Below are 14,577 nucleotides of genomic sequence, written 5' to 3'. Positions count from 1 at the left end.
GATGATTGATTCTTGGTTCAATCAAGTATAACGGTCAACATGGCGGCTGATGGGGGCCGGCAGGGAAAGCCCGTATGGCGGTGGGGGGCGGGCGCTCAGGCCGCGCCGCGGCTTGGGCCGTTGGCGACATGATAAGGGACGTCGGCGCGCGGCAGCGGCGCATGGCCCAGGATGTCGTCGGCCAGCTTCTCGGCCATCATGATGGTGGTGGCGTTCAAGTTGCCCGTGATGATGCGCGGCATGATGGCGGCGTCGATGACCCGCAAGTGCTGTACGCCGTGCACACGGCCGCGCCCGTCCACCACGGCGTGCTCGTCCTCGCCCATGGCGCACGACCCGCAGGGATGGTAGGCGGTTTCTCCGTGCCGGCGGATGAAGGCGTCCAGTTCGGCGTCGGTCTGCGCCACGGCGCCCGGGCTGATTTCCCGCCCGCAGTAGGCCGCCAGGGCGGGTTGCCGCATGATGTCCCGGGTGATGCGGATGGCTGCGCGCAAGTCTTGCCAATCCTCCGGGTGGGCCATGTAGTTGAATTGGATGCGCGGCGCCTGGGCGGGATTGGCGGACACCACCTGAACCTGTCCCGTGCTGCGCGAGCGCATGGTGCCCACGTGGGCCTGGAACCCGTGCTCCAGGATGGCCCCGCTGCCGTCGTAATTCACGGCGACGGGCAGGAAATGGTATTGGATGTTCGGCCAGGCCGCATCGTCGCGGGTGCGGATGAAGCCGCCGGCCTCGAAATGGTTGCTGGCGCCGATGCCTGTGCCGGACCATAGCCATTGGGCGCCGATGCCGGGCTGGTTGCGCCACAGCAGGGCGGGATATAGCGAGACCGGCTGGGTGCAGGCGTATTGCATGTAGATTTCCAGGTGATCCTGCAGCCGGGCCCCGACGCCGGGCAGTTCGTGGTGCAGGGCCACCCCGGCCGCCCGCAGGATCGCCGCCGGGCCGATGCCCGAGCGCTGCAGCAGCGCGGGCGAGGCGATGGCGCCGCCGCAAAGCAGAACCTCGCGCCGGGCGTGGGCCTGGTGCGGGACGCCCCGGTGCTGGTAGCTGACGCCATAGGCGGTCTTGCCGTCCAGCAGCACCCGCTCGGTCAGCGCATGGGTGCGGATGGTCAGGTTCGCCCGGTCACGGGCGCGATCCAGGTAGCCGCGCGCCGTGCTGGCCCGCCGCCCCCGGGGTGTCGTGGTGCGATCCATGGGGCCGAAGCCTTCCTGACGGTAGCCGTTGAGATCGTCCGTGCGGGCATAGCCGGCTTGCACGCCCGCGTCGACCAGAGCGTGGAACAGTGCGTTGTTGCCCGGTTTCGGGGTGCAGACTTCCAGGGGGCCGCCTGCCCCGTGGTAGTCATTGGCGCCGATGTCGCGGTTTTCCGCCCGGCGATAGTATGGCAGGCAGTCCAGGTAGGCCCAGTGCGCCAGGCCGGGGCGCTGCGCCCAGTGATCCAGATCCAGGGCGTTGCCGCGGATATAGCACATGCCGTTGATCAGGGATGAGCCGCCCAGACCTTTGCCGCGGCCGCAGCTCATGCGCCGCCCGTCCATATGGGGCTCGGGTTCGGTTTCGTAGGCCCAGTTGTAGCGTCGCCCCTGCAGGGGATAGGCCAGGGCCGCCGGCATCTGGGTGCGGAAATCGAAGCGGTAGTCGGGGCCGCCGGCTTCCAGCAGCAGCACCGAGACATTGGGGTCTGCGCTCAGGCGCAGGGCCAGCACGTTGCCGGCGGAACCCGCCCCGACGATGATGTAGTCGTAGTCCTGCGGTCTGCTCATAGCATGGGGGCCTTTTGAAAAACGGAAACGAAATCGCCCAGTTCGACCTGGATGGACTTGACCTGGGTATGGCTGTGCAGCGTCATGATGCCGTTTTCACGGCCCAGGCCCGAGTCCTTGTAGCCGCCCACGGGGACGGCGGCGGGGGATTCGCCCCAGGTGTTGATCCAGCAGATACCGGCCTGCAGGGCATGGATCACGCGGTGGGCGCGCGCCAGCTGCTGCGTGACCACCCCGGCGGCCAGGCCGTAGGCGGTGTGATTGGCGCGGCGGATGGCTTCCGCTTCTGTGTCGAAGGGCTGGATGGCCATGACGGGGCCGAAGATTTCGTCGCGCACCAGGTCGCAATCGTCCGGGCAGTCGGTGAATACCGTGGGCTGGACGAAATAGCCCTGGCGGCAGGCCGGCGTGTCGATGCGCCCGCCGCCGGCCAGCAGGCGCAGGCCCTGGGATCGCGCCTGCTGGATATAGCGCAGGGTTTTGTCCATCTGGGCCTGGCTGGCCAGGGGGCCGAAGTTGGTTTCCGGGGCCAGGGGATCGCCGGCCCGAATGTAGGCCAGGCGCTGCACGATGCGGGCTTCCAGTTCGGCTTGCACGCTTTTTTGCACCAGCACGCGGGTGCCGTTGGTGCATACCTGGCCGCTGCTGAAGAAATTGGCCATCAGCGCGATGTCGGCGGCGCGGTCCAGGTCGGCATCGTCGAAGATGATCAGCGGGGATTTTCCGCCCAGTTCCAGGGTACTGATTTTCAGGCGGGCGCCCGCCGCCTGGGCCAGCACCTTTTTGCCGGTGGGCACGCTGCCGGTAAAAGAGATTTTCTGTATGCCCGGGTGCGCGCTCAATAGCGCCCCGGTGCGGGCATCGCCCAGCACAACGTTGAAGACCCCGTCGGGCAGGCCGGCCTCGGTGTAGATTTCGGCGAGCTTCAGCGCGCTGGACGGGGTGATCTCGCTGGGCTTGAAGACCATGGCATTGCCGGCCGCCAGGGCGGGGGCGGATTTCCACAGCGCGATCTGGATCGGATAGTTCCACGCGCCGATGCCGGCGCATACCCCCAGGGGCTCGCGCCGGGTGTAGGCGAAGGCGGTCTCGCGCAGGGGAATGTGCGCGCCTTCCAGCGCGGGGGCCAGGCCGGCGAAGTATTCCAGCACGTCCGCGCCGGTGTGGATATCGACGCTGGCGGTTTCGCTCAGGGGTTTGCCGGTTTCCAGGGTTTCCAGGCGGGCCAGCGCGTCGTTGCGGGCGCGCAGCAGCGCTACGGCGCGCAGCAGGATGCGCGCCCGCTCGGCGGCGGTCATGGCGGCCCAGGCCGCTTGTCCCCGGGTGGCCGACGCCACGGCGTGGTCGATGTCCCCGGCGGTGGCGACCGGGGCGTGCGCAAGTATTTTCCCATTAGCTGGGTTGATGGATGGCAGGGTGTCCCGGGCGTCTGTCTGGCAGTAGGTGCCATGGACGTAAGACTGCAGCTGTACAGGGGTAGGCATCAAAATCAATCTGGTTCAGTGATTAAATCTGTTTATACTATAACTGATCCCGTCCTGACCATCCTTCTGCCGCATCCGGATCCGTTCGATTCATGCATAAGGCAAATTTATGTCTAAACTGAAACGCCTGCCTCCGCTGGAGGCCCTGGTGTTTTTCGAGTCCGCCGCCCGGCTGCAGAGTTTCAGCGCCGCCGCGCGGGAACTCGGCACCACGCAGCCTGCGGTCAGTCACCGGATCGGGCAGGTCGAACGCGACCTGGGGGTGCCTTTGTTCACCCGCCGGCATCGGGGGGTCAGCATCACCCCGCCGGGGGCCGAACTGCTGGACGCCGTCCGCCAGTGCACGCGCACCCTGGAGGCCGTCACCGAGAAAATCCGCGCGCATCGCACGCGGGCGGCTTTTACGGTGGCGTCCGATTTTTGCTTTGCCACGTACTGGCTGATGCCGCGCCTGCCCGACCTGCTGCGCCAGGTGCCGGGCCTGGAAATCCGCCTGCTGACTTCCGAGGAGGATTTCGATGTGCTGAGTCCCCTGGTGGATTTCGCCATCGCCTTCGGGCCCGGCCAGTGGGATGGCTGTCAGGCCGACCTGTTGTTTGCGGAAACCGTGCTGCCGGTGTGCAGCCCGGCGTATCGGGATCGCGTGGGGCCGTGGCCAGACCCCGCCGCGCTGGGGCGCGCCACGTTGTTGCACCTGGATAGCCCGGGGCCGGCGCGTTGGCTGTGCTGGGACGATTGGTTCCAGGCGTGCCGGCTTGCCGCGCCCGCCGGGGGCGGCATGGTGTTCGACAACTCGACCCTGACCTTGCAGGCGGCGGTGGCAGGGCAGGGCGTGGCGCTGGGCTGGGTGCCTTTGGTCGAAGACTTGCTGCGGCGGGGCGATCTGGTCGTCGCGCTCGATCGGCCGGTGACCACGGACAATGGCTATTACCTGGTCGAACCGCTGCCCAGCCAGGCTTCCCCCCGGCACCTGGGCTTTCGTCGCTGGCTGCAGGCCGCCCTCGCGGTTTGACGCCGGCCCATCAAAGACTATTCAAAGGAGATTCCTCATGACATTGAATCGGACAATGGCCGCGCTGGCCTTGGCCCTGGCGGGCGCGACCGCGGTGGCCGCCGAACCCGCCAGCTGCCAAAAAGTCCAATTGGGCGACGTCGGCTGGACGGACGTCGCCGCCACCACGGGGGTGGCTTCCCTGCTGCTGGACGGCTTGGGATACACCCCGTCCAAGATGATTGCGTCCGTGCCGATCCTGTTTACCGGCCTGAGCACGGGGCAGGTCGATGTGTTCCTGGGGTACTGGACGCCGACCATGACGCCCATTGCCCAGCCGTTCATCGACAAGCAGCAGATCGACGTGCTCGCGCATCCCAATCTGGAGGGCGCCAAATACACACTGGCGGTGCCGGATTACGCCTATCAGGCCGGGCTGCGCACTTTCCAGGACATCGCCCGGTTCGCCGACCGGCTCGACCATAAGATCTACGGCATCGAACCCGGCAACGATGGCAATTTACTGATCCAGAAAATGATCGACGAGAACCAGTACGGCCTGGGCGATTTCGAGTTGATCGAATCCAGCGAGGCCGGGATGCTGGTGACGCTGCGGCGCGCGGTGCCGCAATCCCAGTGGATGGTTTTCCTGGGCTGGGAACCCCATCCGATGAATTTCAACCAGAAGATCGACTACCTGGATGGCGGCGACGAGGTCTTCGGGCCGGACTATGGCGCCGCCAAGGTCTATACCGCTGTCTCCAGGGGCTACGCGGATCAATGCCCCAACGTGGGCCGCCTGGTCGGCCAGCTGGTTTTCAGCACCGACATGGAAAACCAGCTGATGGTGCCCATCATGGACGGGGTCGAGCCCGAAGACGCGGCGCGGGATTGGCTGCGCCGCAATCCTCAGGTATTGTCCGCCTGGCTGGAGGGCGTCACCACCTGGGACGGCCAGGCGGGTTTGGCGGCGGTGCGGGCGCATCTGCAGCTGGAGTAACCCAGGGCCTAGGGACATCCCTAGGTGCTGGAAGCGGCTTTAGCCTGCATAATGCACCCCATGCAGGTGAGGAGACAGCCCTGCTTGGGCACTGGCGCGACGTAGATGGCGCTTTCATTTGTAGGCAGTACCCATAAAAATCAAAATCAGGCGGGGCCGGTGTTCTACACCGGCCCTGTTTATTTGGTGCGCCCGGCAGGGCGCACCCACGGCAGGATGTGAGTCCCTTGCTCGCTCGACCAGGATCAGCGTCAGTCGTTCCCGGTTCCTCGCCGATTCACTCCCGACCGTTTCCGCGCCGTTCCGCGTCGGCGGGCCGTGGCTGGGCTGCCCGCCCGGGTCGGGCGCGGGTCAATGGCCGGTGGCCGAAAACACATTCAGCACGACCACCCCCGCTAAAATCAGGCCGATGCCGATCAGCGCAGCCGTATCCAGCGCCTGGCCAAAGACAAAATAGCCGATGACGGCAATCGCCACGATGCCCACCCCCGACCAGACCGCGTAGGCGATGCCCACCGGGATGGTCTTCAGGGCCAGGGCCAGCAGATAGAAGGCCAGGCCGTAGCCGATGACCGTGAGGGCGGACGGCACCAGCCGGGTGAAGCTGTCGGAGGCTTTCAGGGCGGAGGTCGCCACGACTTCGGCGACGATGGCGACAATCAGGTAGATCCAGCTCGGGCTCATGGCGTATCCAGAAAAAAGCGTGGCGCGCGCCGGCCGGGGCCGCCGGGCGCGTCAGGGGGTGGGCGGCAGGCGCAGCAGGGCGACCACCGCGCCGGCCCCGCCGTCGCGTTCGCCGCATTCGGCCCAGGCCTGTATCGCCGCCAGGCGGCACAGGTGCTGGCGGATGGGCGTTTTCAGGACGGATTGCCCCTGGTGCGAGCCGAAACCTTTGCCGTGGACAATGCGGATGCAGCGGATGTCGTTTTCCAGGCAGGAATTCAGGAACCTTTCCAGGCGTCCGTAGGCTTGTTCCAGGGTGCTGCCGTGCAGATCCAGCGTGGCCTGCGCCACCCATTTGCCGCGCTGCAGACCGCGCAGCAGATCGGGCCCGCAGCCGGGTTGCAGGAACTGCCTGGCTTCGGGGTCGAAAGCCTGCTGCGGCGGCCGGGCGCGCTGCCGGGGCGGCCGGATGGCGGGCGGGGGCGGGTCGGCTTCGCCTTGGGCGTGCAGGCGCCGCGTTTGCAGCACGGCGTCGGGATCGCGCGGGCCGGACGCGCGGGCGCGCGGCCCGCGGTCGGGCAGGGGCTGCACGAGGCGCATGGCCTGGCGGAACAGGGCGCGATCGGCGGGCGCCAGGCTGGATGCCACCTGGGCGGCATCGTCGGGGTCTGGCGGCGTCGCCGGCCGGGTCGCCGGCGCGGGGGCGGCCATCAGCTTCCGGTGCGCCTTGGCCCGCCGCGCCGCCGTGGCTTCCTGGGCGGCGGCCTGCCGGGCGGCGGCCTGTGCCTTGGCCGCCGCCTGGACGGGGGCGGATCGCAGCCGCCGCAGGTCGGCCAGGCCAGGCTTAGTGTCCTTCATTCTCCAACCACCGCTGTGCGTCCAGGGCGGCCATGCAGCCCGTGCCGGCGCTGGTGATCGCCTGGCGATAGACGTGATCCTGCACGTCGCCCGCCGCGAATACGCCGGGCACGGAGGTCATGGTGGCCAGGCCCTGCAGGCCGCTGCGGGTGGTGATATAGCCGTTTTCCATGGCCAACTGGCCTTCGAACAGGCCCGTGTTGGGCTTGTGGCCGATGGCGATGAACGTGCCGGTGACCGCCAGGTCTTCGGTCTGGTCGGTCTGGGTGTTCAGCAGCCGGGCCCCGGTGACGCCGGAATCGTCGCCCAGGACTTCCTGCAGCTGGTAGAACAGCTTCAGGCGCATGTTGCCGTTTTCCACCTTGTCCATCAGCTTGTCGACCAGGATGGGCTCGGCGCGGAACTTGTCGCGGCGGTGCACCAAGGTGACCGTGCGGCAGATGTTGGACAGGTACAGGGCTTCCTCGACGGCGGTGTTGCCGCCGCCCACCACCAGTACGTCCTGGTTTTTATAGAAAAAACCGTCGCAAGTGGCGCAGGCCGATACCCCGCGACCCATGAAATTGTGCTCGGATTCCAGCCCCAGGTACTGGGCCGAGGCCCCGGTGGCGATGATCAGGGCATCGCAGGTGTAGTGGGCGCCGGTGTCCCCGGTCAGGGAAAACGGGCGCTTGGACAGATCCACGCTGGCGATATGGTCGAACACCATTTCGGTGTTGAAGCGCTGGGCGTGCTCCATGAAGCGCTGCATCAGGTCGGGGCCCTGAACCCCGGCCACGTCGGCGGGCCAGTTGTCCACTTCGGTGGTGGTCATCAGTTGGCCGCCTTGTTCCAGCCCGGTGATCAGCACCGGCGACAAATTGGCGCGGGCCGCATAGACCGCGGCGGTGTAGCCTGCCGGGCCGGAGCCCAGAATCATGACTTTGGCGTGTTTTACAGTGGACATCGCGGAAATTCCCTTCATCATCAACCCGGCAATTATAATGGCGGGATGGCTAGAATTCCGGTGACCTCTCCACGCTCCACTCGTAATGTGCGCAATGGCCCTTCGGCCTTGCAGACCCGCCTGGGCGGCTTGCTGCGCGAAGCCCGCTGGATTCTGCTGGCGGCGGTCGCCGCGTGGCTGGTTCTGGTGCTCGCCACCTGGCATGCCACAGACCCGGGCTGGTCGCATTCGGTGCATGCCGGGGTCACGCAGAACCTGGGGGGCACGTTCGGCGCCTATGTGGCCGACCTCCTGCTTTATCTCTGCGGGCTGTCCGCCTGGATCTGGGTGCTGTTGCTGCTGCGCCGCGTCGTGGCCGGGTTCTATCGCCTGACGCGGGTGGTGCTGCCCGCCAAGATCCCCGAACTCCTGCCCCGCGTGCGCTGGGAAGTCGGCATCGGCTTTACCCTGTTGTTCCTGGGCTGCATGGGCATCGAATCCCTGCGCCTGCAAAGCTGGGGCGTGTCCCTGCCTGCGGGGGCCGGGGGCCAACTGGGGCATGTGCTGGCCGGTCTGGTGTCCGCCACCGCCGGCAGCGCGGGGGGCACGTTGCTGCTGCTGGCGTTCATCGTCGTGGGCGCCAGCCTGTTTTTCGGGTTTTCCTGGCTCAATGTCTCCGAGCGCGTCGGCTTTCTGCTCGAAACCGCGTGGCGCCGCGCGGTGGATTTCAGCAATTCCTGGCAAGACCGCCGGGTCGGCCAGAGCGCCAAGGCCGCCCGCGAGGAAATCGTCGAAACCCGCCAGACGCAGCTGGTGCATGACCAGCCCGTGCGCATCGAACCCACCGTCACCTCGGTGCCCAAGTCGCCCCGGGTTCAGCAGGAAAAACAGCAGACCCTGTTTACGCCCAAGGAAATCCCCCTGCTGGCGGCCGGGCTGCCCGCCCTGTCTTTGCTGGATGCGGTGGAACAGGCCCCCGAGACTGTCTCGCCCGAAACGATCGAATTCACCTCGCGTCTGATCGAAAAGAAACTGTCCGACTTCGGCGTCAATGTCACCGTGGTTGCCGCCCAGTCCGGCCCGGTCATCACCCGCTACGAAATCGAGCCTGCCACCGGGGTCAAGGGCAGCCAGATCGTCAACCTGGCCAAGGATCTGGCCCGGGCGCTCAGTCTGGTGCGCATCCGGGTGGTGGAAACCATTCCAGGCAAGAACCTGATGGGGCTCGAACTCCCCAATCCGCGCCGCCAGATGGTGCGTCTGTCGGAAATCCTCGGATCGCAGGTGTACCACAGCAGCGCCTCGCTGCTGACCATGGCCCTGGGCAAGGACATCGCGGGCAACCCCGTGGTGGCGGATCTGGCCAAAATGCCCCATTTGCTGGTGGCGGGCACCACGGGCTCGGGCAAGTCCGTGGGGATCAACGCCATGATCCTGTCCCTGCTGTACAAGGCCGATGCCAGCCAGGTGCGCCTGATCCTGATCGACCCGAAAATGCTCGAAATGTCCGTCTACGAGGGCATCCCGCACCTGCTGGCGCCCGTCGTCACGGATATGCGCCATGCCGCCAATGCGCTCAACTGGTGCGTGGCCGAGATGGAAAAGCGCTACAAGCTGATGAGCAAACTGGGGGTGCGCAACCTGGCGGGCTTCAACGCCAAGGTGCGCGAGGCGCAAAAGCAGGGCCAGCCCCTGACCAACCCGTTTTCCCTGACCCCCGATGCGCCCGAGCCCCTGAACGCGCTGCCCATGATCGTGGTGGTGATCGACGAACTGGCCGACCTGATGATGGTGGTGGGCAAGAAGGTCGAGGAACTTATCGCGCGCCTGGCCCAGAAGGCCCGGGCGGCGGGCATCCACCTGATCCTGGCCACGCAGCGCCCCAGCGTGGATGTGATCACGGGTCTGATCAAGGCCAACATCCCCACGCGCATCGCCTTCCAAGTGTCTTCCAAGATCGACTCCCGCACGATCCTGGATCAGATGGGGGCTGAAACCCTGCTGGGCCAGGGCGACATGCTGTATCAGCCGCCCGGCACCAGCGTGGCCACCCGGGTGCACGGCGCCTTCGTGGACGACGACGAGGTTCATCGCGTGGTCGAATCCCTTAAAGAATCCGGCGAGCCCGACTACATCGAAGGCCTGCTGGAAGGCACCCTGGAAGGCGAGACCGGCGATGGGGTCGGTTCCGTCACGGGCTTTACCGACCAGGAAAACGATCCCCTGTACGACCAGGCGGTGGAAGTCGTCCTGCGCAGCCGGCGGGCGTCCATCTCTTTTGTGCAACGCAATTTGCGCATTGGCTACAACCGCTCCGCGCGCATCCTCGAACAAATGGAACACGCCGGCCTGGTCAGCCCGCAGCAACCCAACGGCAACCGGGATATCCTGGTGCCTGCCAAACCCGAGGAAGACTGAGGTGCCGATGAAATCCCTGTTCAATCTTGCGCCAGGCCCCGCCATCCGCTCCGGGGCCGGCGGCGGCCGTGCCCCTGGCCTGCTGGCCGCCGGGCTGTTGGCGCTGAGTCTGCTGGCCCTGCCCGGCCAGTCCCGGGCCGTGGACACCGCCCAGGTTCAGCTGCAGGCGTTCGTGGATCAGGTGAAATCCGCCACGGGCCGCTTCACGCAGGAACAAGCCACCCCGGACGGGCAAGGCAGCCGCGTACAGTCGGGCGAGTTCGCGTTTCAGCGCCCGGGCAAATTTCGCTGGCAAGTCTTGCAACCCTATGCCCAGCTGATTGTCTCGGATGGCCGGCAGGTGTATCAGTACGACCCCGACCTGGAACAGGTCACCCAGCGCCGGGCCGGGCAGGCCATCGGGGCGTCGCCGGCCGCTTTGCTGTTTGGCGAAGGCACGCTGGCCGATACCTTCAATCTGCAGGCCCAGCCCGACCGCGATGGCCTGCAGTGGCTGCGGGCCATCCCCAAGACCCCGGATGCGGGCTTTACCCATGTCGACATCGGCTTTGCCGATGGCCTGCCCCGGCGTCTGGAACTCCTGGATGCGTTTGGCCAGGCCTCGCGCATCCAGTTTTCCCAGATCCAGGCCAATCCTGGCATTCCGGCGGCGCAATTCCAATTCCAGGTGCCCGAAGGCGCCGATCTGGTCAAGATGGATTGATGGCCGAACCCGTAGACCTTCTGGGCGATGCCTTGACGCCGCCCGATGCCGATTCCCCCGCCGGGCAGCGCTTGCTTCGCGGCGGCGGGCGGGGGTCTGCGCCGCGCGCGTCCGGCCCGGCGGCGGGCGGCGTGCCCGCCGCGGCCGCCGCCCATGCGCCCTTGGCTGAAACCCTGCGCCCCCGCACCCTGGACGACGTCATCGGGCAGGCCCATTTGCTGGGCCCGGGCAAGCCCTTGCGCCTGGCGTTTCAGTCGGGCAAGCCGCATTCCATGATTTTCTGGGGGCCGCCGGGGGTAGGCAAGACTACCCTGGCCAGGCTGACTGCAACGGCCTTCAAATGCGAGTTCATCGCCTTGTCCGCCGTCTTCTCGGGGGTCAAGGACATCCGTGCCGCGATGGAGCAGGCGGAACAGAATCTGGCGATGGGCAAGCACACGCTCTTGTTTGTGGACGAAATCCACCGGTTCAACAAGTCGCAGCAAGACGCGCTGCTGCCCTATGCGGAAAGCGGCCTGGTCACTTTCATCGGCGCCACCACCGAGAACCCTTCCTTTGAAGTGAACTCGGCCCTGCTGTCCAGGGCGCAAGTCTATGTGCTGAAGTCGTTGACGGAAGACGAACTGAATCTGCTCTTGAAGCGGGTTCAAGAAGCAGGCGCTTTGGGCGGCCTGGCGTTCGCGGACTTGGCCGTTGAAACCCTCATCGGCTATGCGGATGGTGACGCCAGGCGGTTCTTGAACCTGTTGGAACAGTGCCAAACGGCGGCGGGGGCCGCCGGGGTCACGCGGATTGATGCCGACTTTGTGCAGAATGCCTTGACTTTGAACAGCCGGCGTTTCGACAAGGGGGGCGACAATTTTTATGACCAGATTTCTGCTTTGCACAAATCCGTTCGCGGCTCTCATCCCGATGCGGCGCTCTATTGGCTGACAAGGATGTTGGACGGCGGCGCTGATCCCAAGTATTTGTCTCGGCGGATTGTGCGCATGGCCTGGGAAGACATTGGCCTGGCCGATCCAAGGGCCATGCAGATCGCCAATGATGCGGCCTTGACCTATGAACGGTTGGGCAGTCCTGAAGGCGAACTGGCGCTGGGCCAAGCCGTCATCTATCTGGCTGTTGCCGCCAAGAGCAATGCGGGTTACATGGCCTACAACCAGGCCAGGGCCTTCGTGAAGCAGGACAAGTCCAGGGAAGTGCCTGTGCACCTTCGCAATGCGCCGACCCGGCTCATGAAGGAACTGGGTCATGGCCATGCGTACCGATATGCGCATGACGAGCCCAATGCCTATGCCGCGGGCGAAACTTATCTGCCGGATGGCATGGGAGAGCCCGGTTGGTATCAGCCGACGCCCAGGGGGCTGGAAATCAAGATCGGCGAGAAGCTGGCCCTGTTGAGAAAGTGGGATGATGAAGCGGGTAGCCAGTGAACCATGGCCTGTCGTTCATTGTCCCAGTTCACCTTGCCTGCTGGGCTGCGGCCTGTGTCGCTGTCGTGGGTGTCGCTTCCCGGCCGACATGCCACCGGACGGGCATCAGGGACGACCTTCGACCCGGGCCGCCGCCGCTGGGTACAGGTTGATCCTGGCGTCGACCAGCCGGGCGTCCGGCGTCAGCGGGCTTAATTCCAGCCCGAAAAATGGCACGTAATCCAGCGTGATATGCAGCGTATCGCCGGTGTCCAGCAGCCGCTGGCCGCCCAGGTGGGGCGGCAGACTGGTTTGGAATCGGCCCTGCACGCAGTGCAGCAGGGTGTCGCCCGGGCGCAGGGACAGCTTTTGCCGGCCGCTGCGCATGTCCACGCAGCCGTGGGCTTGCTTGCGGCGCAGCATCAGGTTGAAGTCCTGCGCCGGGCCACCCGCCAGCGCGGCGTCGTAGGGGGTTTCGCCGGCGAAATACAGCCGCGCCCCGGTCTCCAGCAGAGTGTCTTGCCCGGTGTCGGAGCGTGTCAGGCGCAATGGCCCGCCATGGGTCAGCATCAGGATGCGGTCGATGTCTTCCCAATAGGAAAAAGGGCCGTCGGCGGCGATCTGGGCGGCGCTGACGCGCCAGATGAAGTCATCCATGCCTGCGTCTGCCGGGAAAATCGCAATTTGCCGGGTGCTGCCACCCCCGTTTTTCCAGGGGCTGGGGATCAATTCGGTGCTGGGGATCAGGCGTATCGTTTCTTGCATGGCGGCGTTGCGCGCCCCACGGGCCAAGCGGGCGGTGTTGCGCGGGATGCCCGGCGGGCGGCGGCTGGATTATTCAGGGGAACCTTAATTTAATACAATAACGGCATTGTGGGCGGCTTGCCCCTGTTTTCCGGTGTTGGCCCGTCCGTATTCTGGGCTCAGTCTATCCCGCCCGGGGCCAGTCCCGGGCCTCATCCTTATTCGCTCATCGCCATGCTAGATACCAATCTGCTGCGCAAAGACCTGGATCGCGTCGTGCGCGCCCTGGGCCGCCGCGGCCTGACTTTCGACACAGACCGTTACCACGCCCTGGAAGCCCGCCGCAAGGACGTCCAGGTGCAGACCGAAGCACTGCAGGCCCGCCGCAACGCTCTGGCCAAGCAGATCGGGCAGCTCAAGTCCCGTGGCGAAGATGCCTCCGCCGTGCTGGCCGAATCCCAGGCCATCCCCGACCACCTGAAAGCCCTGGAACACGATCTGGGCGCCATCCAGCACGAGTTGCAACAGTGGCTGATGACCATCCCCAATCTGCCCGACGACAGTGTGCCCGATGGCGCGTCCGAGGCCGAGAATGTCGAAGTACGCCGCTGGCTGCCGGGGGCGGCCGACGCCTCGGGCAACCCTGCCGGGCTGGGCTTCGAGCCCCGCGATCACGTCGCCCTGGCCGAGCCCTTCGGGCTGGATTTCGACGCTGCCCGTGCGCTGGTGGGCGCGCGCTTCATGATGCTGCGCGGCCCCATCGCCCGCCTGCATCGCGCCCTGGCGCAGTTCATGCTGGATACCCAGGCCGGCGAGCACGGCTATCAAGAATGCTACACCCCCTATATCGTCAACAGCTCCACCCTGTACGGCACGGGCCAGTTGCCCAAGTTCAAGGACGATATGTTCTGGGTCACCAAAGGCGGGCAGGGCAGCACACCGGACGATGAGGGCCAGGCCGAAGACCTTTATCTGATCTCCACCGCTGAAATCCCCCTCACCGGCACGGTGCGCGACCGCATCCTCGACGCCCAGGATCTCCCCATCAAGCTCACTGCGCATACGCCGTGCTTCCGTTCCGAAGCCGGCAGCGGCGGGCGCGACCTGCGCGGCCTGATCCGCCAGCACCAGTTCGACAAAGTCGAAATGGTGCAGATCGTCCATCCCAGCCAATCCTGGGCGGCTTTGGACGAGATGGTCGGCCATGCCGAGCACGTCCTGCGGGCCCTGGGCCTGCCCTATCGGGTGGTGCTGCTGTGCGCGGGCGATATGGGGTTTGGCTCGGCCAAGACCTTCGATCTCGAAGTGTGGCTGCCCGCGCAGAATACCTGGCGCGAGATCTCCTCGGTCTCCAACTGCCTGGATTTCCAGGCCCGCCGTTTGCAGGGGCGCTTCCGCCCCGAAGGCCCCAAGGCCAAGCCCGAATATCTGCATACACTCAATGGCTCCGGCCTGGCCGTGGGCCGGGCCATGGTGGCGGTGCTGGAAAACTACCAGCAGGCCGATGGCAGCATCGTCATCCCGCCCGTGCTGCGGCCCTATATGGGGGGACTGGAAATCATCCAGGCGGCCTGATGGCGATCCAGATTCTATGTTAGAATGCGCAGCTT

General features: G+C 66.0%; 12 protein-coding genes. 6 read left to right on the top strand and 6 right to left on the bottom strand.

Features of this window, described 5'->3' with window-relative positions; translation table 11 throughout:
* Positions 1-95: 95 nt before the first annotated feature.
* Positions 96-1,769 carry a choline dehydrogenase gene (gene betA, locus ACMHYJ_RS11075; protein ID WP_414246236.1) on the bottom strand — a complete coding sequence of 558 codons (1,674 nt, stop codon included), beginning with the start codon at positions 1,767-1,769 and terminating at the stop codon, positions 96-98.
* A complete protein-coding gene (gene betB / locus ACMHYJ_RS11070; RefSeq protein WP_414246235.1) occupies positions 1,766-3,253 on the bottom strand; it encodes a betaine-aldehyde dehydrogenase in 1,488 nt (495 codons plus the stop codon). Before betB ends, betA begins: the two co-directional genes overlap by 4 nt.
* 109 nt (positions 3,254-3,362) lie before the next feature.
* On the opposite strand from betB, the gene ACMHYJ_RS11065 reads away from it, so the two are divergent.
* Together ACMHYJ_RS11065 and ACMHYJ_RS11060 are read left to right on the top strand one after the other, a co-directional pair.
* Positions 3,363-4,265: a LysR substrate-binding domain-containing protein gene (locus ACMHYJ_RS11065; RefSeq protein ID WP_414246234.1), complete on the top strand. Its 903-nt coding sequence runs from the start codon at positions 3,363-3,365 to the stop codon at positions 4,263-4,265.
* Positions 4,266-4,302: 37 nt separating this feature from the next.
* A complete protein-coding gene (locus ACMHYJ_RS11060; protein WP_414246233.1) occupies positions 4,303-5,244 on the top strand; it encodes a choline ABC transporter substrate-binding protein in 942 nt (313 codons plus the stop codon).
* Positions 5,245-5,595: 351 nt separating this feature from the next.
* On the opposite strand, the gene ACMHYJ_RS11055 is transcribed toward ACMHYJ_RS11060, so the two are convergent.
* The 3 genes from ACMHYJ_RS11055 to trxB are packed head-to-tail and all read right to left on the bottom strand — an operon-like array spanning position 5,596 to position 7,711.
* Complete coding sequence (locus tag ACMHYJ_RS11055; protein WP_414246232.1) at positions 5,596-5,928, bottom strand: DMT family transporter; 333 nt, start codon at positions 5,926-5,928, stop codon at positions 5,596-5,598.
* Positions 5,929-5,979: 51 nt separating this feature from the next.
* Complete coding sequence (locus tag ACMHYJ_RS11050) at positions 5,980-6,765, bottom strand: Smr/MutS family protein (RefSeq protein WP_414246231.1); 786 nt, start codon at positions 6,763-6,765, stop codon at positions 5,980-5,982.
* Positions 6,752-7,711 (bottom strand): thioredoxin-disulfide reductase, encoded by a 960-nt coding sequence (trxB, locus tag ACMHYJ_RS11045; RefSeq protein WP_414246230.1) that lies wholly within the window; start codon positions 7,709-7,711, stop codon positions 6,752-6,754. Before trxB ends, ACMHYJ_RS11050 begins: the two co-directional genes overlap by 14 nt.
* A 45-nt stretch (positions 7,712-7,756) precedes the next feature.
* Between trxB and ACMHYJ_RS11040 the strand changes: the two genes are divergently transcribed.
* From ACMHYJ_RS11040 to ACMHYJ_RS11030, 3 genes are read left to right on the top strand one after another with little or no spacing between them, the layout of a single operon-like run.
* The gene (locus ACMHYJ_RS11040; RefSeq protein WP_414246229.1) at positions 7,757-10,108 is read left to right on the top strand and encodes a DNA translocase FtsK; all 2,352 of its coding nucleotides are present in this window, start codon (positions 7,757-7,759) and stop codon (positions 10,106-10,108) included.
* 1 nt (position 10,109) lies between these two features.
* Complete coding sequence (gene lolA / locus ACMHYJ_RS11035; protein ID WP_414246228.1) at positions 10,110-10,811, top strand: outer membrane lipoprotein chaperone LolA; 702 nt, start codon at positions 10,110-10,112, stop codon at positions 10,809-10,811.
* On the top strand, positions 10,811-12,244 hold the full coding sequence (locus ACMHYJ_RS11030) for a replication-associated recombination protein A (RefSeq protein ID WP_414246227.1): 1,434 nt from the start codon (positions 10,811-10,813) through the stop codon (positions 12,242-12,244). The genes lolA and ACMHYJ_RS11030 overlap by 1 nt, the downstream gene beginning before the upstream one ends.
* A 105-nt stretch (positions 12,245-12,349) precedes the next feature.
* Here the strand turns inward: ACMHYJ_RS11030 and ACMHYJ_RS11025 are convergent, their stop codons facing one another.
* On the bottom strand, positions 12,350-12,988 hold the full coding sequence (locus tag ACMHYJ_RS11025) for a HutD family protein (RefSeq protein WP_414246226.1): 639 nt from the start codon (positions 12,986-12,988) through the stop codon (positions 12,350-12,352).
* 213 nt (positions 12,989-13,201) lie between these two features.
* On the opposite strand from ACMHYJ_RS11025, the gene serS reads away from it, so the two are divergent.
* Positions 13,202-14,542, top strand: a complete 1,341-nt coding sequence (gene serS, locus ACMHYJ_RS11020; protein ID WP_414246225.1) for a serine--tRNA ligase — start codon at positions 13,202-13,204, stop codon at positions 14,540-14,542.
* The last annotated feature ends 35 nt before the right edge of the window (positions 14,543-14,577 follow it).

Source organism: Castellaniella hirudinis (assembly GCF_047468865.1).
In the GTDB taxonomy this organism is placed as follows: domain Bacteria; phylum Pseudomonadota; class Gammaproteobacteria; order Burkholderiales; family Burkholderiaceae_B; genus Castellaniella; species Castellaniella hirudinis_A.
This window is presented reverse-complemented; position numbering and strand designations above follow the sequence as displayed.

Bases quoted from the DNA above. Each gene is read 5' to 3' on its own strand.
- betA (WP_414246236.1), bottom strand. From the start codon at position 1,769: ATGAGCAGACCGCAGGACTACGACTACATCATCGTCGGGGCGGGTTCC.
- betB (WP_414246235.1), bottom strand. From the start codon at position 3,253: ATGCCTACCCCTGTACAGCTGCAGTCTTACGTCCATGGCACCTACTGC.
- ACMHYJ_RS11065 (WP_414246234.1), top strand. From the start codon at position 3,363: ATGTCTAAACTGAAACGCCTGCCTCCGCTGGAGGCCCTGGTGTTTTTC.
- ACMHYJ_RS11060 (WP_414246233.1), top strand. From the start codon at position 4,303: ATGACATTGAATCGGACAATGGCCGCGCTGGCCTTGGCCCTGGCGGGC.
- ACMHYJ_RS11055 (WP_414246232.1), bottom strand. From the start codon at position 5,928: ATGAGCCCGAGCTGGATCTACCTGATTGTCGCCATCGTCGCCGAAGTC.
- ACMHYJ_RS11050 (WP_414246231.1), bottom strand. From the start codon at position 6,765: ATGAAGGACACTAAGCCTGGCCTGGCCGACCTGCGGCGGCTGCGATCC.
- trxB (WP_414246230.1), bottom strand. From the start codon at position 7,711: ATGTCCACTGTAAAACACGCCAAAGTCATGATTCTGGGCTCCGGCCCG.
- ACMHYJ_RS11040 (WP_414246229.1), top strand. From the start codon at position 7,757: ATGGCTAGAATTCCGGTGACCTCTCCACGCTCCACTCGTAATGTGCGC.
- ACMHYJ_RS11030 (WP_414246227.1), top strand. From the start codon at position 10,811: ATGGCCGAACCCGTAGACCTTCTGGGCGATGCCTTGACGCCGCCCGAT.
- ACMHYJ_RS11025 (WP_414246226.1), bottom strand. From the start codon at position 12,988: ATGCAAGAAACGATACGCCTGATCCCCAGCACCGAATTGATCCCCAGC.
- serS (WP_414246225.1), top strand. From the start codon at position 13,202: ATGCTAGATACCAATCTGCTGCGCAAAGACCTGGATCGCGTCGTGCGC.